Below are 21,325 nucleotides of genomic sequence, written 5' to 3' on the forward strand. Positions count from 1 at the left end.
ATGAATTATAATGACTTTAAATTTTTAAGTTTTGATTGTTATGGAACTTTAATTGATTGGGAATCTGGTATTTGGAACGCCTTTCAACCAGTAATACTTTTTAATAATAGAAAAGATTTAACAAGAGAAAAGGTTTTAAGGAATTTTGCTTTGTTAGAGTCAGAACACCAAAAACAAACCCCTTCGATGTTATATTCTGAAATATTATTTAATGTTCATAAAAAATTTACCAAAGAAAATAAACTTAAATCAACTGATGAACTTGATAAGAATTTTGGAAGCTCAGTTCCTTTTTGGCCAGCTTTTGCTGATAGTGCGGATGCTTTAAGAATTCTCAAATCAAAATTTAAATTAGTTATTCTATCTAATGTAAATGTTGCGGGGTTCACATCTTCTAACAGATGGTTGGGAGTTGAATTTGATGAGATTTATACCGCAGAGCATGTTGGGTCTTACAAACCAAATCCTGGTAATTTTGAATATATGTTTGATAATTTAAAAAAAGCTCATGATGCTGAAAAGAAAGACATTCTTCATGTTGCACAAAGTTTATTTCATGATCATGTGCCAGCAAAAGATTTTGGTATGAATACAGTATGGATTGATCGACAAAATCTTAGCAAAGGTGGCAACTGGGGTGCTACAAAGCCAGTTGAGAATCAACCAAAACCTGATGTGATTTTTGAGGACTTAATTTCTTTTGCAAATAAAGCAGTAAACTAACTAATAGCCTAGTTTTTTATCTATTAAATTATTTAGTTTTTTATTCTTTATAAATAATTTCAAATTTTCAAAGAATATATCTAAAACCATCTCTACATAGTTTCCTTCGCTATCAGATGAAACGTGTGGAGTGATAATCAAATTAGGAGTGTCCCAAAGGTTAGAGTTTTTTTCAATTGGTTCTTGTGAAAATACATCAAGAATAGCACCTGCAATTTCATTTTTTTTTAATTTTTCACACAAAACCTTATAATCAAGAACAGACTCTCTACCTATATTTACTATTCCACAAGATGGTTTCAACATATCTAATCTTTTTTTATTAATAAGACCTATAGTTTCGTTTGTTTGAGGAACAGCTAAATAAAGAAAATCTGCATCTGGTAATACTTCATCAATTTTATCAAAAGTAATTATTTTAGAACATCCCTCAACTGGTTTTCCTTTTCTATTGACCCCAATAACTTCAACATCTAGCTTTGATATGTGTTTAATCATTGAGCCACCTAAAGATCCAGTTCCAACCACAACAGCCTTTTTTCCAGCGATTGGTTTGCTTAGTAATGATATAAATTCTTTATTTCTTTGATTTGTAACAATTTTAGTTATATGACTTTGAAGCATCAAAATACTCATCAAACCAAATTCACCTGCTTTCTTAGCGTGAACACCGCTACTATTAGTTAAAACACATTGGTCACTCATCCAATCAAATGGGTATAAATGATTAACTCCTGCTGAAATTACATGTATCCATTTTAGATTTGGTGCTATTGTTTTAATATCTTGTGTTGGGAAGTTCCAACCCAGTAAAATATCAGATTTACTCAATGATGTTTTAAAGTTGTCATCATCCCAATCAATAAAATATTCTATCTCATCTTTTAATTCAGGGAAGAGCTTCAATTTTTTTTTAAATATTTCTTTTGTAATTGTGTTATTAATTTCGCCCTCTAAATCGCAAGGTAAAGATCCAGCTTTCCAGTGATTATTTCTTATGTGAATCTTGATTTTTTTATCAGTCAATTGGCACTCACTTTTTTATTTCATATATTCTTAAATTATTATAATGTCTTTTTAAAGAAGACACATAACTCGTCGTGTAAAAAATTCTTTTACGAAAGTGGGATCGGTTTTCTTAAATTTAATTATTTAAGGAGGTTAAGATGAAATTCGGATACTTTTGTAATACTACCAATTGGAAGAAAAAACCATACGATCAACTATTAAAAGAGGCTCAAGAAATCACTACTTATTGTGATGAAAATAATTGGGACTCAATTTGGTATACAGAGCACCACTTTAATCATGAAGGAATGGAGTCTTGTACAAATCCAATAATGATGGGTGTTGATGCAGCTGCAAGAACAAAACAAATTAGAATTGGCCAAGCTTGTAATGTTATTACATTTCATAATCCAATTAGATTGGCTGAAGATATTGCATTATTAGATCAGCTTTCAAACGGAAGAGTTGAGGTTGGTATTGGTAGAGGTGTTTATGGAAGAGAGGCTGTAAACATGAATAAAGAAGCTGATTTAAAAGATCAGGCAAAAAACTTTAGACTATTTGAAGAAACTCTAACTATTATAAGAAAAGCTTGGACAGAGGAGTTTTTTGATCATCAGGGAGAATTTTACACTTATCCATCCCCAAATTTTGTATGGCAGCACGATATGAGTCCCCCTAGTGATAAATTTCTAGATACTAAGACTAACGAAATGAAAAAAATAAGTGTTGTTCCTAAACCAAGACAAAATCCTCATCCTCCAATTTGGCAAGTTGTGGATGGAGCAAGATCAATTGAGTGGGCAGCTCAGAATGGATTAAACACAATAATGTGGATTCCAACAGTTAAAGCTCTAAAGAAAAGATTTGAAATTTATAGAGATGCAAAATCAAAAGCTGAAAACAGAGATGTTCCTTTAGGAGAAGGTATATCACTTGTAAGAGACATGTTTGTAGCTGAAACTATGGAAGAAGCAGAAAAAATGGCTGGTGAACATATAATTAATTATATGAAATGGGTTTGTCACTGGAGAGGTTTAGGCAATCACATGGATCCGGGTGAAGAATTGCCTGAAACAAAACATAAGCTTGATTTATTAAATTATGATTTTTTACATAAAAGAAATCTTTTATTTGGAACTCCAGAATATGTTGTAAATAAAATTAATGAACTTCAATCTGAACTTAATCTTCAAAACTTACAAGTATGGTCTAACTTTCCAGGTATAGATCATGAAGCATGTATGAGAAGTATTAAATTGTTTAATGATGAAGTAATTCCTAAAATCAATTTAGATTCATCTAATTTAGAAAGAGCAAGTTAATGAAACTTGAATTAAGAAAGTTCACCAAATTTGTAGATAAGACTTTTATTGAAGGTGGTAAAGAAGCTAAAGAACCTGTTCTATTAGTTTCTGTTGCTGCTATATTTAAAAATCCATGGGATGGACAAGGTTTTGTTGAAGATTTAAAACCTGTAATTTTAGATCTTGCTCCAAAATTAGGGGATTTGTTAGTGCCCGAATTAATCAAAGAAATAGGATCTCCAGAAAAAATTTTAGCTTATGGTAAAGCTGGCATTGTTGGATTAAATGGTGAGATTGAGCACGCTTCTGCTTTTATTCACACATTAAGATTTGGAAACAAATTTAGAGATGCTGTAGGTGGAACATCTTATTTAAGTTTCACAAATACTAGAGGTCCTGCTGGCTCAAAAATTTCTATACCAATGATGCACAAAACCGATTCAGGTTTAAGACCATATTATTTGACTCATGAATTTACTATTCATGATGCTCCATTTGATAATGAAATTGTAATTGCAATTGGAGGCGCATCTACTGGTCGAGCGCATGCTAGAACTGGTGATCGTTATCAAGACATGAAAGAGATGGGTCTAGATCCAAAATAAAGATGTCTACTTTCAATTTTGATAATAATCAAAATTATTTTGGATTTATTGACAATAAAACAACACCATTAGTTTTTGTTCATGGTGTAGGTCTTGATCATGAAATGTGGAAACCACAAATTAATTTTTTTAAAGATTATTCTACAATACGTTATGATCTTTTGGGGCATGGCAAAACAATTTTAGAGAAAGATAGCGTGTCTTTGAGTGATTTTTCTAATCAGTTATTATCAATAATAAATTTCTTAAAAATTGACAAAATTAACTTAATCGGTTTTTCTCTAGGTTCATTAATTTCAATTGATTTTTCTTCAAAATTTCAAAATAGAGTTAACTCACTTGTTTTAATTGGAACCACTTACAAAAGAACTGAAGAACAGAGAAAACTTGTAATTGATAGATACAATCAGGCAAAACTTAACAAGCCAATTTCTAAACAAGCACTAAAACGATGGTTTAGTGACGACTATTTAGAAAAGCACCCTGAAACGTATAATGAATTTATGACTATTCTAAACAAAGAAACTGATGATCATAAAAATTTCCTTAAATCTTATGAATTATTTTCAAATCACGTTGATGAAATTAAAAATATAAGAAAAATTAATTGTAAAACCTTAGTAATGACTGGCTCAAATGATCCTGGATCAACTCCGCATATGTCCAGAGAGTTATCTGGTGACCTCTCCAATGCAAAATTTATTGAAATTCCAGATGGAAAACATCTTTGTAGTATAGAGTGTGCAGATGTTGTAAATAACAATATAAAAAATTTTATTGAAATTTAAATGTCTGATATCCAACACTTTAAAATGTTTATTAATGGAGAATGGGTTGAATCTTCATCAAATAAAAAAATTGAAACATTAAATCCTGAAAACAATGAAGTGTGGGCAACTGTACCAGAAGCAAATGAGAAAGATGTAGATAACGCTGTCCAATCTGCACAAAAAGCTTTTGAAAATTCCTGGAGTACTTTGCATCCCAAAGAAAGAGCAAAATATTTAAAACTAATTGCTGAACAGTTGAGAAGTAATGCTGAACATCTTGGTAAAATCGAAACTATAGACACCGGTAAGCTCTATAGAGAAACAAAAACACAAGCTAATTACATCGCAGAATATTATGATTATTTTGCAGGACTTGCTGATAAAGTTGAAGGAACAGTAGTTCCTATTGACAAACCTGACATGCAAGTAACAACAACTAGAATACCTATTGGAGTGGTGGCTGCTATAATTCCTTGGAATTCACAAATGCTTTTAACAGCAGTTAAATTGGCTCCAGCTCTTGCAATGGGTAATACAGTTGTAATTAAAGCATCCGAATTAGCACCAGTTACTCTTTTAGAGTTTGCTAAACTGATAGAAAAAACTGGAATTCCTAAAGGAGTTGTTAATGTAATTACAGGTCTTGGGGAACCTTGCGGAAAAGCTTTAACCACTCATGATCTTGTTGAGAGAATAGCATTTACCGGTGGGCCAGATACCGCAAGACATATAGTCAAAAATTCTTCTGAAAATTTATCTCAAGTAAGTTTAGAACTGGGTGGGAAAAGTCCAGTGGCAGTTTTTGAGGATGCAGATCAAGAAAATGCATTAAATGGAATTACAGCAGGAATATTTGGTGCAAGCGGACAAAGCTGTATTGCTGGCTCAAGATTATATTTACATGAAAATATTTATGAAGAGTTTTTAAATAAATTAGTTGAGAAGGCAAAAAAAATAAAACTAGGTGGGCCAATGGAACCAAATACACAGATGGGGCCTCTCAACAGTTACAAACAATTAGAAACTATTGAAAAAAATATTAAAGCTACAATAGATCAAGGTGGAAAAGTAAGATGTGGAGGGGAAAGATCATCAATTTCTAATAAAGGATATTATTTTCCTGCAACAATTATTGAATGTGAAAACCATAATTTACCTGTAGCTGAGAATGAATTGTTTGGTCCAATACTTTCAGTGATGAAATTTAAAACTGAAGATGAAGTAATTAAACTTATGAATGATAATAAATATGGTCTTTCATCAGGTGTTTACACATCAAATTTAGCAAGAAGCATGAGAGTATCAAAATCTATCAGAGCAGGAATAGTTTTTGTTAATACTTATAGATTAATTTCTCCTGTTGCTCCGTTTGGTGGAATAAAAGATAGTGGATATGGAAAAGAAGCTGGTATTGAGTCTATTAAAGATTATACGAGAATAAAAACTACTTGGTATAATTCTTCAGACAAACCAATGGCAGATCCATTTACAATGGGATAATTTTTTGCCAATCAAACATCTTTTAATACTTCTTTTTATAATGATTGCACATGGTAGTGCATTCCCAGTAGCAAAACTTGCTTTGAATAATTCTGTTCCACCTATATTAATGGCTTCATTAAGAATGGGTTTGGTTCTTTTAATTTTAATACCTTTTTGGAAATTTAAACTGCCAGAGAAAAAACATTTTAAATCTTTGATTATATTTTCAATTTCCATGGGTGTTATGGTTTATGTTTTTATGAATTTATCTTTGTATAATTCATCAATCATTTCACCAATAATCTTAGGTTCACAATTAGCTATTCCATTTGGAATAATTACCAGCGCGATTATTTTAAATGAAAATATTAGTAAAAAAAAATGGGTTTTAATCTTCACTTCATTTATTGGGATTTTCATAATTTTTTTTGATCCTACTTTGGTAGATAATTTTACAGGATTATTTTTTGCAAGTTTGATGGCTCTTTTTTTTGGACTTGCTCAAGTATACTCAAGACAACTCAAAGAATTAGATACAAGTCTTATAAATGCGTTTACGGGATTGTTTGGTTTTGTTTTATTGATGATAGTTTCATATTTTATTGAGGGAGAAACTTTGCAAAATTTAAAACTTATTAATTTGGACTCTTGGATGTTGATATCCTATCAGGCGGTGATTGTTTCTTTGTGTGCTCATTTATTAATGTTTTATTTGTACAAATTTTATACCGTTGGAAAAATTTTTCCGTTCTATTCTTTATTCCCAATATTTGGGATTTTACTGAGTTATCTTGTATTTGGTGAAATCCCCTCTTTTCTATTTGCAGTTGGTGGTATGATAGTAATTTCCTCAGTTATTTTGCTTCAAAAAGTTGATTAAGATGATTTGCTTATTGAAAATTTAGAAAAATTGGATTTAAGTTCCTTTTTTACAAATTGTTAACAATAAAAAGGAAGATAATGAAAAAACTATTAATTGCTGCCTTTATATTTGTATCTACTTTCTCAACAAATGTACTAGCAGAAATCAAAATGGGAATTATTCTTGGATTCACAGGTCCAATTGAATCTCTAACTCCAGCAATGGCTAATTCAGCTGAACTTGCTTTTAAAGAAGCTTCAGATTCTGGTTCATTGTTAGGTGGTGAAACTATTTCAGTAGTAAGAGCAGACTCTACTTGTGTAGATTCAGCTGCAGCAACAGCAGCAGCCGAAGGTGTAATATCACAAGGTGTTGCGGCTATTATGGGAGCTGACTGTTCAGGTGTTACTGGTGCTATCGCATCAAATGTTGCAGTACCAAATGGTGTTGTTATGATCTCACCTTCAGCTACTTCTCCAGGATTAACAACTTTAGATGATAAAGGGTATTTCTTTAGAACTGCTCCATCAGATGCTAGAGGTGGTCAAATTCTAGCCGATGTAACTAAAGATAGAAAAATTAAGAGTGTTGCTATCACCTACACAAATAATGACTATGGCAAAGGTTTAGCAGATGTTTACAAAGCAGCTGTGGAAGCTCATGGTATTAAAGTAACTACTACAACTGCACACGAAGATGGTAAAGCAGACTATTCATCAGAAGTAGCAACATTAGCTTCTGCAGGTGGTGATGCTGTAGCTGTTATCGGATACTTAGACCAAGGTGGAAAAGGTATTATCCAAGCATCTTTAGATTCAGGTGCTTTTGATACTTTTATTTTATCAGATGGTATGATTGGCCAATCATTAGTTGATGCTTTTGGAAAAGGATTAAAGAAATCTTTTGGTTCACTTCCAGGTTCAACTGGAAAAGGTGCTGGAGTATTTGCTAAAGTTGCAAGTGCTGCAGGAATTGATTCATCAGGACCTTACACTGGTGAGTCTTACGATGCTGCTGCACTAATAGTTTTAGCTATGCAAGCAGGTGGATCTGCTGACAGAGCTTCTATTGCTAAGAATGTAATGGATGTTGCTAATGGTCCTGGAACTAAAATTTACCCAGGCCAACTTAAAAAAGGTTTAGACCTTTTAGCTAAAGGGAAGAAAATTGACTATGAAGGTGCAACTGGTGTTTCATTCACTGAAGTTGGTGAAGCAGAAGGTTCTTTCTTAGAGCAAGAAGTAAAAGGTGGAAAATTTAAAACTAAAAAACAAAGATAGTTTTAAATCTTAAAGTATTAAAAACCCCCTAATTTATTTAGGGGGTTTTTTTTTAGAAAATATATTTATCAGCTATATACAAAAACCAAGCTGCAGCAGCTCCTATTAAGATGTATTTCATAGCTATTATTTTATTTCAATTTTTTCAGGAAGTATACCTCTTGGTCTGTACCTCATAATCAGTAATAAACCAATTCCCATTAATAAAAATCTGAAATAAGGAACACTTTCGATTAAGTGTGCCTTAATAACATTTGTATCTGGTAGGCCTGCCGTAAAGAAATTAATTAAATATAAAGACATTGGTGCTGCTTCAATCCATAAGAACCACACAACAAATCCTCCCAAAATTGCTCCAAAATTATTTCCACTTCCACCGATAATCACCATAACCCAAATTAAAAAAGTGTATCTCATTGGTCTATAACTACCTGGTGTAAATAAACCATCTTGAGTAACTAACATCGCGCCTGCAATACCAACAATTGCTGAACCTAAAATGAAAATTAAAAGATGTTCTTTAACAACATTTTTGCCCATTGCATTTGCTGCTTCTTCATTATCTCTTATTGCTCTCATCATCCTTCCCCAAGGAGAATAAAGAGCTTTTTGAGTTAAGATTAATAAAATAATAACCACTGTTAAAAACAATCCAGAATAACAAAGTTTTACAAATACAGATGATCCCTCAATAACCATTTGATTTAAAGCAGCTTGTCTTTCAGTTACATCTGAAATCAAAGATAATTTTCCTGAATTAAATTTCTCAACTAAATTTATAAACCAATCAGTAGTCTGTAAGTTCACTTCATATGGAACAGGTCTCTTTAAACCTATTACATTTTTTACACCACGTGTTAACCAATCTTCATGTTTTATAATTGCAATTACAATTTCAGAAATAAGTAAAGTTGCTATTGCTAAGTAATCTGCCCTTAAGCCTAAAGCAATTTTTCCAACTATAAAAGCTAATCCACCTGCAAATAATGCACCGATTATCCAAGAAAACATTATTGGTAAACCAAAACCACCTAAAAATCCTGTTATAGCTGGGTTAACAGATTCAATTTTTTCAATCCCAGGTTCTGCGGTAATTCTTATTATGATAACACCAGCTATAATTAAGGCTGCAATTCCATAATTTCTTAACTTTGTAGACTCATAGTTTTTTAAGGCAAATCTAACAACCATTATTATAACGATGATTAACCATAGGCACATAAGGATATCAAAACCACCAGCTCTCCACGCTTCTTGAACAGGATCTACAGAAACAATCACAGCAGCCAAACCTCCTAGAGCTGCGTAACCCATAATTCCAAAATTAATTAAACCTGCATATCCCCATTGTATATTTGCACCCATACTCATTACAGCTGAAATTAAACATAAGTTAAAGATAGATAAGGCTATATTCCAAGATTGGAATATTCCAACAAGGATAATCAATCCCATCATTATCGAATAAGCAGCAATGATATTTAAATGTTTTTTGATCACAATAACCTTCCTTTAAATATGCCTTGCGGTCTATACAAAAGTACCACGACTAGAATTGAGAAAGAAACTGCGAATTTATAATCTGTAGATAACAATTGAACCAAACCTTCTGGTTCTAAACTTTCAGGCAACATATAAACAAGAAACTTTTTATAAGCATAAGTTAAGAATATTTCTGAAAAAGCAATTACATAACCACCTAAAAATGCACCAAAAGGATTTCCTATACCGCCCACAATAGCTGCAGCAAAAATTGGGAGCATATTGTTAAAATAAGTAAATGGTTTAAAACTTTTATCTAGTCCATAAAGAACACCGCCTATTGTTGCTAATATTCCCGCTATAATCCATGTAACCATTACAATTTTTTTAGGATCAATTCCCGATAGCAATGCCAAATCTTCATTATCAGAATAAGCTCTCATACTTTTTCCAGTTTTTGTTTTATTCAAAAACCAAAATAAAGCAGAAACTAAAGTAATTGTTACAAATATTGTAATTACTTGTGTTGACTTGATAGCAAGTCCTTCATTTAGTCCAGTCATCTCTTTAAATTCACCAGCTTTAATCAAAAATTTTTGCCCATCAAAAAATCTTCTATCATCTGGTCCTATGATTATCCTTACAAGAGCTTGAGTTAAAAACATAACCCCAATACTTACCATTGCAAATTGAACTGGTGGACTTTTGTTGGTTCTGTAATATTTGAAAACAAATTTATCTATAAACAACATATAAATAATCATACAAAGAATTGCGAACGGAATTGCCAACAATGCTGTTGGTAAAAAACCTAATGAAACACCAAGAGATTGGAAAAACCAAGTAAACAAAACTGCAAACATTGTTCCAAAAGACATCATGTCTCCAGTAGCAAAATTAGCAAATCTTAATACTCCATAAATCAATGTAACAAATATTGCGCCTAGAGCTAATTGTGACCCATACGTCAAAGCTGGTATAAAAATATAATTTAAGAGTAAAACTATTGCATTTATAAAATCCATATCAACCACCTAAAAATGATCTTCTAACCTCAGGATCATTTAACAATTCTTTTCCTGTTCCATCATGTTTATTTTCACCTGTTACTAAAACATATCCTCTATCCGAAATATTAAGAGCTTGTTTTGCATTTTGTTCTACCATTAAAATTGCAACATTAGTTCTTTTTACTTTTACAATATGATCAAATAATTCATCCATCACAATTGGTGAAACTCCAGCCGTTGGTTCGTCTAACATCAAAACACTTGGCCTAATCATTAATGCTCTTCCAAGAGCAACTTGTTGTCTTTGACCTCCAGATAATTCACCAACAAATTGATTTCTTTTTTCTTTTAAAATTGGGAATAAATCATAAATCTCATCAATAATTTTTTGATAATTTTCATCCACTAAAAATGCACCCATTTCCAAATTTTCTTCTACTGTCATTCCGGCGAACACGTTCTTTGTTTGAGGAACGAATGAAATTCCTTGTTTAACTCTATCTTGTGGAGATAAATTAGTAATATCTTTGCCATCAATTGTAATGGAACCAGATTTAAGATTTAATAATCCTAACATAGCTTTCATTGCTGTAGATTTTCCAGCTCCATTAGGACCAAGTATTGAAACAATCTCTCCACGGTTAACATTTACTGAACAAGAATTAATTATATCTGGCCCATTACCATAACCACCTGTCATATTATTTCCTTCAAAGTAAGCCATATTTAATTATCTTTTAATTTTGATCCTCTTCCCAAATAACTCTCAATTACCTTTTCATCTTTTTTTGCATCATCTACTGAACCTTCAAATAAAACTGAACCTTCTGCCATTACAATTACTGGATCACATAATCTACTAATAAAATCCATATCATGCTCAATCATACAAAAAGTATATCCTTTTTCTTTATTAAGTTTTTCAATAGCTGTGCCTAGATCTTTTAAAAGAGTTCTGTTAACACCAGCGCCCACTTCATCTAATAGAACTAATTTTGCATCAACCATCATTGTTCTTCCAAGTTCTAATAATTTTTTTTGTCCTCCAGATAAATTTCCTGCCAACTCATTTGAAAGATGACCTAGATTTAAAAATTCAACAACTTCTTTAGCTTTATTTTTAATTTGTTCTTCTTCATTTTTTACTAATTGAGGCCTCAACATTACATTTACTAATTTTTCTCCAGATTGATTACCAGGAACCATCATCAAATTTTCTAAAACAGAAAGATTTGTAAATTCATGAGCAATTTGAAAAGTTCTTAACAATCCTTTTGAAAAAAGTTCATATGAGGGGACATCTGTAATATTTTCATCGTTAAACATTACTGTTCCCCCAGTTGTTTTTAAATTTCCAGCAATCAAGTTAAACAAAGTTGTTTTTCCAGAACCATTTGGTCCAATAATGCCTGTGATTGAACCTTTTTTTACTTTTAAACTACAATCTGAAACTGCTGTTAGACCACCAAAAGTTTTGGTTAAACCATTTATTTCTAAAATGTTTTCCATCAGTTATTTACTTAATCTTTTGTGAATACTATTTAAGGTACTTTCTAAAGATTTATACATACCTTTTTTCGTAAGCTCTTTTAAACCTTGTTCATTGAGCCCTTTTGGAGTTTGAGATTCTTTTACTAAATTTCTTAAATCAACTTTAGAATTAACAACTGCATCTTCAGATAATGCCAAAAATAATGAAGTGATATATTTTTGAGCGTCTAATTTTTTAATGCCTCTTTTTGTTAGCCATTCACTCATAGATCTTTGCATATCGTAATATGATGCCATCATTCCAGATATGGCCCAAAAATTTATTGATAATTTTTCATTTTTGATTTCGATAGTTGTTCCAATTTTATCAAAGAAAGATTTAACACTTTTGTTTGGAGGGCAAATTGGAATTGGACCTTTTTTTAAAGATATAAATGGCAAAGGTATTGCTCTTACAATTGAGCATTTTACTTTTATCATATTTTTTAATTGTGAAAGTGTAATTGTTGAAATGAAACTGATAATTTTTTGAGAGGATCTAAACTTTAAATCTTTAATTATTTTTTCACCGACTGTTGGCGTAACTGATAAAAAAATCCAATTCACTTTATCAACTATTTCCTGATTGTTTTTTGCAATTATTACTTTTTTAAATTTTCTTTTTAATTTTAAAGCTAAAGTTCTATTTCTTGGTGAAATATAAATTTTTTTATACTTTATTTTTGATGTGCAGATGCCTTGAATTACTGAGAAAGCTATTTTTCCAGTTCCAATAAATCCTAAATTCATAAAGAACTTAATATAGTGAATTAATTTAATTAATTAATAAAAAAAGAACCTCTAATTCTCAACAGTTCTCTACTTAATGCTTTATTTTCTTTGAAAGGTTTTCTGCCATGGAGCCAAAAGTAATTATTAGCAACAATTATAGATCCCACCGGTAATTTTGTAACAATTTTATATCTACTTCCTTCTAAACAGTCAGATAATTTTTGTAAGAAAATTCCTTGTTCCATATTTTTAGGTTCTGGAAATTGATCTATATAAGAAATTTGAGGTCGACCTTCGTCATCTTCAGAAAAAACTGGATGCTCAACTTTGTAATCAACATTTTTACTTTTTGGAGAACCCCAAGTGAAATTTTGTTTACCAACAGGATCTTTTGAGAGTTCATCACAAAATTCCCAATCATCTAGATGAAGCATAGCTGTTTCACCACCTTCAACATTCTCTTCTTCAATTTTAGTCATCAATAGCCAGTCAGTAACTTCTTTTACATAAGTTCCATCAGTATGAAGATCCATATTTCTATATGCTTTTCTTAAATAAGAATCGCTGTTGTCCTCATGCTTAACATGAAATCTTGCATAATATTTTCCAGCCATTGAGTCAAAATTCGGGTTTCCTATTAAATAAGCAATTGCAGTAGATAATTTAACAAAAAATTTATCATCTAGTTTGGGGTTCGTATTTTTTGGTGAAATAATAAAACACCCAGTGTTTCTATCTTTTAAAATAAAATTCATTAATTCGCTAAGTTTAGATTGAGTTAAATCATCTAAACTTTTTGCAATTGTAAATCTTGAAAAAGGTTTTAATTCTAAAGCTGTTAAATCAAATTTATTAAATGAGAATTGCAATTTATCTAAAATTTCATCTTCAATTTTAATGCTATAAATTCTATTTGATTTCTCATGTTGTGATATTTCTAGATCTTTAACTTTTTGCATGTAGATTATTATATTAGATTATTTAAAACGGACAACATTACAGCTGAAAATATTGTAGGGATCACTAAATTTTTTTTAGTATAGATGAAAATTAAAATACAGATAACAAGTACAATTAATCTTATCAAGAGATCTGAGCCTGATAAAACTCCAGCTGGAAAAATTATCATTCTTCCTAGTAATGCTGCTAGTGTGGAATATGCAACACAATTAAACCATTGAAAAACTTTTGATTGAACACTTACTTTTTCTGATGTTATAGCGCCTAAAAATCTTGAGATAAAAGTTGCTAATGAAGTTACAATTATTGCAAATAAAATTAGATCATTATTTTCCATTTTTTTCTCCAAATAAAAATGCAATTGAACCAGCAATTATTCCTGCATATAAAATAGCCCATTCAGTTGAGTATACATAAATTATAGGTCCTAAAATAGTTCCTCCAATCACTGCTATTGATATGCTTATATTTTTCATTGCCCCTATCATCATGCAAAAAAAATAAACTGGATTAACTATTGCTAGCCCAATCATAATATCTTTATTCAAGTAATCAGCTAAGAGATAACCGATGACTGTAGATATAATTGCTGTTGACCAGGTACCAACTCCTACTCCAATCCAAAAATCAATTCGATATTTTTGCTCAACTTTTTCATAGCTTTCTTTTGCTACTAACCAAGATGACACTGCTAAGAAATGACAAGATAAAAGATATTTCCATCTTGGTTGTGATTTATGAGCTAATAAAGGAAATAAAGAAACTGTCATTGGATATAATCTGAAGTTAACCAGCCAAACAGCAATAAAAATATTTATAAGAGAAGTCCCAATTAACAATGACTCTGCCATAACTAATTGTCCAGGTAACGCATAAGTAAAAATACTTGAGGCAGCACTTTGCTGAAGGTTAAATCCTGCATCTTTTAACAATGCACCTAAAGCTACAAAGCAGGCTGCTAGAGAAATTGTTGGACTTCTTACTCCAAGATTTGATTTGAGACCTTTAAAAAATATTTCGTGGTTAATCATTAACCACCCAGGAATAATCTACCTACATCTGGATTACTTAAGAGTTCATCTCCTTTACCTGCAATAGCAGTTTGACCTGAAACTAAAACATACCCAATGTCAGCAAACTCTAAACCTTTTTTAGCATTTTGTTCTACAAGTATAATTGTTTTCTTCTCATTCTTTTGAAGATCTCTTAAAATTTCAAATACCATATCAATATACCTTGGCTCCAAACCAATTGATGGTTCATCAACCAATAAAACACTAGGTTTCATAACTAGAGCTCTTGATATCTCTAACAACCTTCTTTCACCACCAGATAAAACTTTTGCTGGTTGGTTTCTTCTATTTCTAAGTCTCTCATATTTTTCAAATATTTTTTCAGCTTCCTCATAAGACTCTTCTGTTTTATCTTTAATATAACCACCCATTAAAAGGTTTTCTTCAACGGTCATATCTGGAAATACTGAATTATCTTGTAGTATGTATGCAATTCCTACAGACTTTAATTTTTCTGCAGGTGTTAAATTGGTTATTTCTTTTCCTTCAATTTCAATTTTTCCAGAAAAAATATTTGTAAATCCATAAATTGAGTGAAGTATTGTAGATTTTCCTGCTCCATTAGGACCAATTAAACATAATGATTGAGCCTTACTTACAAAAAGATCTAGATTATGAAGAATTTCCATCTTTCCATAGCCTGCATTAAGCCCACTTATTGTTAAATGAACATCGCTCGGAGAAAGTTTTTTTAAATCTTCTGCTTCAGGAGCTTTACCTAAAACTTCGTACTGATTTCCCATTATTGTGCTCCTAGATAAGCATCTATTACTCGCTTATCATTTTTAATTTCATCTGGTGTACCTTTGGCCAACATTTGTCCATGAGCTAAACAATGAATAGTTTGTGCCAATTGCATAATTACTCTCATATTGTGTTCAATAACTAAAAGTGTAATTCCAAAGTCTTTATTAACTTTTATTAATCTATCGATAATACCATTTATTAATGTTGGATTAATTCCAGCCGTAGGTTCATCTAACAACAGCATTTCAGGTTCATTCATCAGTGCCATTGCTAATTCTAAAAGTTTTTGTTGTCCAAAAGATAAGTCACCAGCTCTTAATTTTCTTTTTTGATAAAGACCAACAAAGTTCAGAAGGTTTTCGGCTTTTTCAGTAAGCTCAGCTGGTACTTTTGAAAAAATTGTCATTAAACTTTCGTCACTAGCTTTATGGCTAATCAACATGTTATCCACACAATTTAATTTGCTGTAAATTCTTGTTTGTTGGAAAGTTCTTAACAGTCCCATTTTTGCAATTACTGGTACAGGTAATTCAGATACCTCTTTGCCATTAAACTTTATTGAACCTTCATCGATTGGATATGTTCCAACTATTGAATTGAATAAAGTAGTTTTTCCAGAACCATTAGGACCAATTAATCCAACTATTGTTCCTTTTTCTACTGACATTGAAACATCCACGTTAGCTTTAACACCACCAAAAGATTTACTTACATGACTAACTTCTAAAATACTCACTTTAATTCTACCTGTGCTTTTCGATCAGCCTCATCAACTACTTCACCAAATCTTTCTGGATATTTTTCTCTTAACCACCCCATTATGCCCTCTGGGAAATAAATTACGATTACTACAATTAAAACTCCTAATGCTACGTACTGCCAACCTAGGAAGAAAGTCCAAAAACCCTCTTTAAAAATATGAAATACAGTTGCTCCAATAATTGGTCCCCACAAAGTTCCTTTACCACCTAGTATTGCCATAAGAACCATAAAGACTCCCATTTCTCTTCCATCAAAAGCAACATCAGTAGAATCTATATAACCAACTAAGCCACCCATAATTCCACCAGCAAGACCACAGAAAAATGCAGATATCATCCATCCTGTAATTTTGTATTTCATTGTTTGAATGCCCATCGCTTCAGCTTTATCTTCGTTGTCTCTGATGGCATTTAAAACTAATCTAAATCTTGTTGTGTATAAAAATTTAATTACAATAAATGTTAAAACTAAAAGTCCGAAACTTAGAAAATAGAAAAACTCTCCTCTAGCTTCTGTTGTTCCTATTTCTGGAAAAGGAGGTGTTGTAAAGCCTTGTCCAGCTCCAATTATTTCAATTCCGCCAGAAATTTCACCAGCTGCAATACCTAAGCCTAAAGTACAAATTGCAAAATAATGACCTCTAAGTCCTAAAATTGAATATCCAATAATTCCTGCAACTAAACAAGGAACTACTGCTGCAACTGCTAAGCCTACACCCATTCCTTGAAAGAATTGTGATGGAGTGTGAACAAAAGTTTTTTCTCCTCCACCTTCAGTCCACTCTGCTAACGGAAAAAACATCCCAACTTGAACTGATGCACATAAATACATTCCAAGTCCATAAAATAATATATTACCAAATGTATTATAACCCATCTCACCGCCTTGAACATTCCAAGTTGTAGCAAGAACAATTAATATACAAAGTATTGAAAGTTGAACTTTAAAAGCAGGAAAAATAAATGGTGCTGCTAAACCAAAAATTAAAATGCCTAAATATAATATTAAATTCTTATTCATTATTTTAAATACTCTCTTTTTCTTGAAAGTTTAAATCTTCTATAAACTAAAATTAAAACTAATAATAAAAATACAGATCCTATTCTAAATTCAGTTCCTAAAATATAATCTGCAAACTCCTCAAATACACCTAATCCCATTCCTGACATTGCAACACCAGGTAAATTTCCTAAACCTGCAACAATAACAATCATGAATGATCTGATTGTATAAGGTAGCCCCATGTAAGGATGAATTGTAAATGTTATTGCAATTAACGCACCAGCAACCCCACAAAGAGCAGCATTTATACCAAAAGTAGCTGCATAAACTTTCTCTGTGTCTACGCCTAAAATCTTTGCTGCTCTCGCGTTTTGAGCAGTTGCTCTAATTGCTCTACCTAATTTTGATTTTTTCATATAAAGCACTAAACAAATTGCAAATATAATACTTATAACTGCAGAAAATATTTTTGAATTGGGTAATGTTACAGAATTATCAAATAACATTGTTGTACCATAATGTGAATTAGCCAAAACCACATCAGCTCCAAATGCAAAATTCATTAGTTGCATCATTAAAATACTAATTCCAAATGTAGCTAAAATTGAAATAAATAAATCTCTATCTACTACTTTATTGATTACAGTTTTATAAATTCCAACTCCAACAAAGTACATTACTATCGGACATACTATTACTCCCCAAGCAGGATGAATACCTGAGAGATACATAAAATAAGCTATATATCCTCCTAAGATCACAAGATCTCCTTGCGCAATATTTATTATATTCATTACTCCCCATTGAAGAGCCATTCCATATGCTATAAGTGCAAATAAAATTCCTAACAACAATCCATCAAGCGTAGCTTGGACTGTTAACATGGGAGCTTGAAATACTAAAAAATCCATTATTTAAAAAATTTTTATTATACAAAAATGCCCTCTAATACTAGAGGGCATTTTTTTTAATTTAGATTATCTTTCAGACCACTTTGGAATTGGGTGAATTAACTCTGCTGAAGCCCATTTTGTAGGAGCTACAACTTTGTTTTCACACTTGCTTCCATCATCATTACACATAACTTGGAACAATACCATTGGCTTGTCTACGTTTTGACCACCTGGTGCAAATTTAATATTTCCATAAAAAGTTTGCATGTTAGTGTCAGCTAGAGCATCTCTTACTTTCTTTTTATCGAAAGAATTTGCTCTTTCAAACGCATCTTTAAAAACCAATAATGCTGCTGAAGATTCAGCCGCTTGATAAGGCGGAGCATATCCAAACTCTTTAGTAAAATCTGCATCATACTTTATACCATTACCAAAGAATTCATCTTTGTAAGTTAAAGTCTTGTGCCATTGAGAAGCACATAATGCAAACTCTGAGTTTTTACCATGTTGTTTTGATAATTTTGCAGCATCACAGTGTGTCATTGCTAACATTGGAACGTCAACTTTCATCTCTGAAATTTGTCTGATTGCCGTCAAAGCTCCTTTAGTGTGACCTGAAACAACTAATACATCTGGCTTAACTGTTTTAACTTTTGCTAAAGTTGCAGCCATATCATTTAGTTCTTTTGGTAACTTATCATCAATAATGATTTTTGAACCAGTTCTTTCTGCAGCTTCTAAAACGCCTAATCTAACATCTTGAGAAAAAGCATCTTGTTCAAAAGCTTGAGCTATTTTAACTGGCTTCCCACCATTCTTCTCAACTGCTAAGTCAATTGCTACATCAAGATATAAATTTGCCGGCGCTAGAACCGCAAATAAATATTTGTATCCTTTTGTAAATAAAGATCTAGATGCACCATTAGCTTCAACCATTGGTACTCCATATTTCTCTGTTACAGGAGCAATTGCTTTTGTTAATCCTGAAGAGTATGGGCCAAGCATAAACTCAACACCATCTTGTGAGATTAATCTTTCTGCAAGTTGCGCAGCTCTTTTAGGGTTTGATTCATCATCATAATAAATAATTTCAAACTTATAAGTTTTACCACCAACTTTAACACCACCCATGCTATTAATTCTATCAACAGCCATGTTGTAACCGTTTTGTGTATGAACTCCGTTTGAAGAGTATTTACCAGTTAATGAAATCGCAGATCCTAAAATAATCTTATCACCTACTACTTTTGCGAAAGTAGTTACTGATGAAGATAATAAAATCGCTAATGCAGAAATAAAACTTAAAAATATTTTTGTTAGTTTCATTTTATTTCCTTTGTTAATTAATTAATTAAAACAAAATTAAAACTTATTATGAAATTTTTTTCAAGTAGACATGTATGTAATTAATGAATTGATGATTTAATTTAACTTAATATTCTTGCGTAAACACAATAATCATTGCAATTATAACTAAAACACTCGCTGAAATTGTATTTATTATTTTTGGATTAGCAGTAATCCACTTAATTAATTTTTGCGCAAGTATTGCATAACCTATCAAAGATAAAAAATCTAAAACAATATAAGTAGTAATTAAGATTGTGAATTGAGGTAATAAATTTGAATTAAAATCAATAAATTGAGGAAAAATAAAAGGAAAAAACATCCAAGCTTTTGGACTTGTTCCTGCAACTAAGAAACCATCTCTAAAAAAAGATAAGTTAGTTTTTTTTATTTCACCTTCACTTGAAATACTTTTTGGACGCGATTTATAGATATCGTATGCAAGATACAAAATATAAATAACACCTATCCATTTAAAAACATTTAATATCAAAGAGTTTTCAGAAAAAAATGATCCAATTACAAAAATAACTAAAGTTGCTTGTATTAAATTTGCTGTTACATCACCTAATGCAGACCAAACACATTTGCTTACTCCATAATTCATTGAATAAGAGATAATTACAACTCTCGGGGTGCCTGGTGTTATGAATAAGAAAATTATAATTTGCAGATAAAGTATAAAATCTAAAGGAAGCATATAAAAAAAAAGATAGTCCTTAAAAACCGGGAGCTAAAGATGGCTAAGAAGGACTATCTAGACCAATTTAGCAAATCCTGTATAAATTGCATTATCTATTTTTTACATAATTTTAGGAAAAATGAAAAAAAAGGGCAACAGACCAGTCACCAAGGTTAAAAATCCTGAACCCCCAATCGATGATCCCGATTGGATCATATGGGCGGCTTGGGCTGACAGGATTACATTTGAGGAAATTGAAAAAAAGACAGGTAAAAAAGAATCTGAGGTGATCAAAATTATGAGGAGATCTCTCAAACCATCTTCATTTAGATTATGGAGAAAAAGAGTGAATCAAAAAAGCATTAAACATAGAAAAAAATTTGAATATTCTAGAAAACAAATAACTAGTAAAATTAAAAAAGGTGATTATTTGTAACTCATGAAAAATATAACAATTTATACTGGTCCACTTTGTAACTATTGTGAGGCTGCAAAAAGATTACTTCAAAGAAATAATGCAACTTATAACGAGATAAACATTGCTACCGTGGATGGAGCGATGGATGAAATGATTAAAAAAGCTAATGGAAAGAGAACAGTTCCACAAATCTTTTTTGATGATCAGCACATTGGTGGTTACGACGATATAAGAGCTTTAGAGAAAGAAAATAAGTTAGAAGAAATGCTAAAGTAATTATTCTTTAGGTTTAAAAACTAAACACACCCCATTATTGCAATATCTTTTTCCTGTAGGTTCAGGTCCGTCGTCAAATATATGACCATGATGAGCATCACAGTTTTTGCAATGATACTCTGTTCTAGCATAACCTAATAAATGATCTGTTTTGGTTTCGAAAACTTCAGGTAATGATTTAAAAAAAGATGGCCAACCAGATCCACTTTCATATTTTGCATCACTTTGAAATAATTTAACACCACAATTTGCACAATGATAACTTCCATCTCGTTTTTCATGATTAAGCTCACTAGTTCCAGGAGGCTCGGTGCCATCCTCAAACATTACGAGTTTTTGTTCAGCAGTTAAGTTTGGATTTTTCTTTGACATAA

At 31.5% G+C, this 21,325-nt stretch carries 25 protein-coding genes; 9 read left to right on the forward strand and 16 right to left on the reverse strand.

What is annotated here, in order from left to right:
* On the forward strand, positions 1-723 hold the full coding sequence (locus ACTT9P_RS06405) for a haloacid dehalogenase type II (RefSeq protein ID WP_440909862.1): 723 nt from the start codon (positions 1-3) through the stop codon (positions 721-723).
* Here the strand turns inward: ACTT9P_RS06405 and ACTT9P_RS06410 are convergent, their stop codons facing one another.
* Entirely contained in the window at positions 724-1,749 is a 1,026-nt protein-coding gene (locus ACTT9P_RS06410) for a D-2-hydroxyacid dehydrogenase (protein WP_440909863.1), read from the reverse strand.
* A 140-nt stretch (positions 1,750-1,889) separates the two neighbouring features.
* Here ACTT9P_RS06410 and ACTT9P_RS06415 point away from each other — a divergent pair, with 140 nt between their 5' ends.
* The 6 genes from ACTT9P_RS06415 (at position 1,890) to ACTT9P_RS06440 (ending at position 8,037) form a co-directional block, all read left to right on the forward strand.
* The gene (locus ACTT9P_RS06415) at positions 1,890-3,056 is read left to right on the forward strand and encodes an LLM class flavin-dependent oxidoreductase (RefSeq protein ID WP_440909864.1); all 1,167 of its coding nucleotides are present in this window, start codon (positions 1,890-1,892) and stop codon (positions 3,054-3,056) included.
* On the forward strand, positions 3,056-3,643 hold the full coding sequence (locus tag ACTT9P_RS06420; protein ID WP_440909865.1) for an amino acid synthesis family protein: 588 nt from the start codon (positions 3,056-3,058) through the stop codon (positions 3,641-3,643). The genes ACTT9P_RS06415 and ACTT9P_RS06420 overlap by 1 nt, the downstream gene beginning before the upstream one ends.
* Before the next feature lie 2 nt (positions 3,644-3,645).
* Positions 3,646-4,431, forward strand: coding sequence for an alpha/beta fold hydrolase (locus ACTT9P_RS06425; protein WP_440909866.1), 786 nt, complete (start codon positions 3,646-3,648; stop codon positions 4,429-4,431).
* The gene (locus ACTT9P_RS06430; protein ID WP_440909867.1) at positions 4,432-5,913 is read left to right on the forward strand and encodes an aldehyde dehydrogenase; all 1,482 of its coding nucleotides are present in this window, start codon (positions 4,432-4,434) and stop codon (positions 5,911-5,913) included. It begins immediately after the preceding gene.
* Positions 5,914-5,917: 4 nt separating this feature from the next.
* Complete coding sequence (locus ACTT9P_RS06435; protein ID WP_440909868.1) at positions 5,918-6,775, forward strand: DMT family transporter; 858 nt, start codon at positions 5,918-5,920, stop codon at positions 6,773-6,775.
* An 80-nt stretch (positions 6,776-6,855) separates the two neighbouring features.
* Complete coding sequence (locus tag ACTT9P_RS06440) at positions 6,856-8,037, forward strand: ABC transporter substrate-binding protein (protein WP_440909869.1); 1,182 nt, start codon at positions 6,856-6,858, stop codon at positions 8,035-8,037.
* Positions 8,038-8,163: 126 nt separating this feature from the next.
* On the opposite strand, the gene ACTT9P_RS06445 is transcribed toward ACTT9P_RS06440, so the two are convergent.
* From ACTT9P_RS06445 to ACTT9P_RS06510, 14 genes are all read right to left on the reverse strand, one after another.
* Entirely contained in the window at positions 8,164-9,495 is a 1,332-nt protein-coding gene (locus ACTT9P_RS06445) for a branched-chain amino acid ABC transporter permease (protein WP_440909970.1), read from the reverse strand.
* Between the two features lie 38 nt (positions 9,496-9,533).
* Positions 9,534-10,544, reverse strand: a complete 1,011-nt coding sequence (locus ACTT9P_RS06450; RefSeq protein WP_440909870.1) for a branched-chain amino acid ABC transporter permease — start codon at positions 10,542-10,544, stop codon at positions 9,534-9,536.
* Position 10,545: 1 nt separating this feature from the next.
* Positions 10,546-11,253, reverse strand: coding sequence for an ABC transporter ATP-binding protein (locus ACTT9P_RS06455; RefSeq protein ID WP_440909871.1), 708 nt, complete (start codon positions 11,251-11,253; stop codon positions 10,546-10,548).
* Positions 11,254-11,255: 2 nt separating this feature from the next.
* A complete protein-coding gene (locus ACTT9P_RS06460) occupies positions 11,256-12,038 on the reverse strand; it encodes an ABC transporter ATP-binding protein (RefSeq protein WP_440909872.1) in 783 nt (260 codons plus the stop codon).
* Between the two features lie 3 nt (positions 12,039-12,041).
* On the reverse strand, positions 12,042-12,809 hold the full coding sequence (locus ACTT9P_RS06465; RefSeq protein ID WP_440909873.1) for a pyrroline-5-carboxylate reductase: 768 nt from the start codon (positions 12,807-12,809) through the stop codon (positions 12,042-12,044).
* Between the two features lie 29 nt (positions 12,810-12,838).
* Positions 12,839-13,750 carry a glutarate dioxygenase GlaH gene (gene glaH / locus ACTT9P_RS06470; protein WP_440909874.1) on the reverse strand — a complete coding sequence of 304 codons (912 nt, stop codon included), beginning with the start codon at positions 13,748-13,750 and terminating at the stop codon, positions 12,839-12,841.
* An 8-nt stretch (positions 13,751-13,758) separates the two neighbouring features.
* Entirely contained in the window at positions 13,759-14,088 is a 330-nt protein-coding gene (locus ACTT9P_RS06475) for an AzlD domain-containing protein (RefSeq protein ID WP_440909875.1), read from the reverse strand.
* Positions 14,078-14,782 (reverse strand): AzlC family ABC transporter permease, encoded by a 705-nt coding sequence (locus ACTT9P_RS06480; RefSeq protein WP_440909876.1) that lies wholly within the window; start codon positions 14,780-14,782, stop codon positions 14,078-14,080. Before ACTT9P_RS06480 ends, ACTT9P_RS06475 begins: the two co-directional genes overlap by 11 nt.
* Positions 14,782-15,567 (reverse strand): ABC transporter ATP-binding protein, encoded by a 786-nt coding sequence (locus ACTT9P_RS06485; protein WP_440909877.1) that lies wholly within the window; start codon positions 15,565-15,567, stop codon positions 14,782-14,784. Before ACTT9P_RS06485 ends, ACTT9P_RS06480 begins: the two co-directional genes overlap by 1 nt.
* Positions 15,567-16,307: an ABC transporter ATP-binding protein gene (locus tag ACTT9P_RS06490; protein ID WP_440909878.1), complete on the reverse strand. Its 741-nt coding sequence runs from the start codon at positions 16,305-16,307 to the stop codon at positions 15,567-15,569. Before ACTT9P_RS06490 ends, ACTT9P_RS06485 begins: the two co-directional genes overlap by 1 nt.
* Positions 16,304-17,353, reverse strand: coding sequence for a branched-chain amino acid ABC transporter permease (locus ACTT9P_RS06495; RefSeq protein ID WP_440909879.1), 1,050 nt, complete (start codon positions 17,351-17,353; stop codon positions 16,304-16,306). The genes ACTT9P_RS06490 and ACTT9P_RS06495 overlap by 4 nt, the downstream gene beginning before the upstream one ends.
* Entirely contained in the window at positions 17,353-18,246 is an 894-nt protein-coding gene (locus ACTT9P_RS06500; protein WP_440909880.1) for a branched-chain amino acid ABC transporter permease, read from the reverse strand. The genes ACTT9P_RS06495 and ACTT9P_RS06500 overlap by 1 nt, the downstream gene beginning before the upstream one ends.
* Before the next feature lie 66 nt (positions 18,247-18,312).
* Positions 18,313-19,554 (reverse strand): amino acid ABC transporter substrate-binding protein, encoded by a 1,242-nt coding sequence (locus ACTT9P_RS06505; protein WP_440909881.1) that lies wholly within the window; start codon positions 19,552-19,554, stop codon positions 18,313-18,315.
* 106 nt (positions 19,555-19,660) lie between these two features.
* Complete coding sequence (locus ACTT9P_RS06510; protein WP_440909882.1) at positions 19,661-20,275, reverse strand: LysE family translocator; 615 nt, start codon at positions 20,273-20,275, stop codon at positions 19,661-19,663.
* A gap of 121 nt (positions 20,276-20,396) precedes the next feature.
* Between ACTT9P_RS06510 and ACTT9P_RS06515 the strand changes: the two genes are divergently transcribed.
* Both ACTT9P_RS06515 and grxC read left to right on the forward strand, forming a co-directional pair.
* Positions 20,397-20,693 (forward strand): TIGR03643 family protein, encoded by a 297-nt coding sequence (locus tag ACTT9P_RS06515; RefSeq protein ID WP_440909883.1) that lies wholly within the window; start codon positions 20,397-20,399, stop codon positions 20,691-20,693.
* A 3-nt stretch (positions 20,694-20,696) separates the two neighbouring features.
* On the forward strand, positions 20,697-20,951 hold the full coding sequence (gene grxC / locus ACTT9P_RS06520; RefSeq protein ID WP_440909884.1) for a glutaredoxin 3: 255 nt from the start codon (positions 20,697-20,699) through the stop codon (positions 20,949-20,951).
* Here the strand turns inward: grxC and msrB are convergent, their stop codons facing one another.
* Positions 20,952-21,323 (reverse strand): peptide-methionine (R)-S-oxide reductase MsrB, encoded by a 372-nt coding sequence (gene msrB / locus ACTT9P_RS06525; protein WP_440909885.1) that lies wholly within the window; start codon positions 21,321-21,323, stop codon positions 20,952-20,954. It lies immediately after the preceding gene.
* Positions 21,324-21,325 lie beyond the last annotated feature (2 nt).

This window comes from Candidatus Pelagibacter sp. (genome assembly GCF_052048095.1).
Lineage (GTDB): Bacteria > Pseudomonadota > Alphaproteobacteria > Pelagibacterales > Pelagibacteraceae > Pelagibacter.

What these genes read in the sequence shown, in the direction of transcription:
- ACTT9P_RS06510 (WP_440909882.1), bottom strand. Translation starts at nt 20,275, where the DNA reads ATGCTTCCTTTAGATTTTATACTTTATCTGCAAATTATAATTTTCTTA.
- ACTT9P_RS06450 (WP_440909870.1), bottom strand. Translation starts at nt 10,544, where the DNA reads ATGGATTTTATAAATGCAATAGTTTTACTCTTAAATTATATTTTTATA.
- ACTT9P_RS06405 (WP_440909862.1), top strand. Translation starts at nt 1, where the DNA reads ATGAATTATAATGACTTTAAATTTTTAAGTTTTGATTGTTATGGAACT.
- msrB (WP_440909885.1), bottom strand. Translation starts at nt 21,323, where the DNA reads ATGTCAAAGAAAAATCCAAACTTAACTGCTGAACAAAAACTCGTAATG.
- ACTT9P_RS06485 (WP_440909877.1), bottom strand. Translation starts at nt 15,567, where the DNA reads ATGGGAAATCAGTACGAAGTTTTAGGTAAAGCTCCTGAAGCAGAAGAT.
- ACTT9P_RS06475 (WP_440909875.1), bottom strand. Translation starts at nt 14,088, where the DNA reads ATGGAAAATAATGATCTAATTTTATTTGCAATAATTGTAACTTCATTA.
- ACTT9P_RS06420 (WP_440909865.1), top strand. Translation starts at nt 3,056, where the DNA reads ATGAAACTTGAATTAAGAAAGTTCACCAAATTTGTAGATAAGACTTTT.
- ACTT9P_RS06500 (WP_440909880.1), bottom strand. Translation starts at nt 18,246, where the DNA reads ATGGATTTTTTAGTATTTCAAGCTCCCATGTTAACAGTCCAAGCTACG.
- grxC (WP_440909884.1), top strand. Translation starts at nt 20,697, where the DNA reads ATGAAAAATATAACAATTTATACTGGTCCACTTTGTAACTATTGTGAG.
- ACTT9P_RS06515 (WP_440909883.1), top strand. Translation starts at nt 20,397, where the DNA reads ATGAAAAAAAAGGGCAACAGACCAGTCACCAAGGTTAAAAATCCTGAA.
- ACTT9P_RS06495 (WP_440909879.1), bottom strand. Translation starts at nt 17,353, where the DNA reads ATGAATAAGAATTTAATATTATATTTAGGCATTTTAATTTTTGGTTTA.
- ACTT9P_RS06440 (WP_440909869.1), top strand. Translation starts at nt 6,856, where the DNA reads ATGAAAAAACTATTAATTGCTGCCTTTATATTTGTATCTACTTTCTCA.
- ACTT9P_RS06425 (WP_440909866.1), top strand. Translation starts at nt 3,646, where the DNA reads ATGTCTACTTTCAATTTTGATAATAATCAAAATTATTTTGGATTTATT.
- ACTT9P_RS06480 (WP_440909876.1), bottom strand. Translation starts at nt 14,782, where the DNA reads ATGATTAACCACGAAATATTTTTTAAAGGTCTCAAATCAAATCTTGGA.
- ACTT9P_RS06505 (WP_440909881.1), bottom strand. Translation starts at nt 19,554, where the DNA reads ATGAAACTAACAAAAATATTTTTAAGTTTTATTTCTGCATTAGCGATT.
- ACTT9P_RS06415 (WP_440909864.1), top strand. Translation starts at nt 1,890, where the DNA reads ATGAAATTCGGATACTTTTGTAATACTACCAATTGGAAGAAAAAACCA.
- ACTT9P_RS06460 (WP_440909872.1), bottom strand. Translation starts at nt 12,038, where the DNA reads ATGGAAAACATTTTAGAAATAAATGGTTTAACCAAAACTTTTGGTGGT.
- glaH (WP_440909874.1), bottom strand. Translation starts at nt 13,750, where the DNA reads ATGCAAAAAGTTAAAGATCTAGAAATATCACAACATGAGAAATCAAAT.
- ACTT9P_RS06465 (WP_440909873.1), bottom strand. Translation starts at nt 12,809, where the DNA reads ATGAATTTAGGATTTATTGGAACTGGAAAAATAGCTTTCTCAGTAATT.
- ACTT9P_RS06430 (WP_440909867.1), top strand. Translation starts at nt 4,432, where the DNA reads ATGTCTGATATCCAACACTTTAAAATGTTTATTAATGGAGAATGGGTT.
- ACTT9P_RS06445 (WP_440909970.1), bottom strand. Translation starts at nt 9,495, where the DNA reads ATGATGGGATTGATTATCCTTGTTGGAATATTCCAATCTTGGAATATA.
- ACTT9P_RS06455 (WP_440909871.1), bottom strand. Translation starts at nt 11,253, where the DNA reads ATGGCTTACTTTGAAGGAAATAATATGACAGGTGGTTATGGTAATGGG.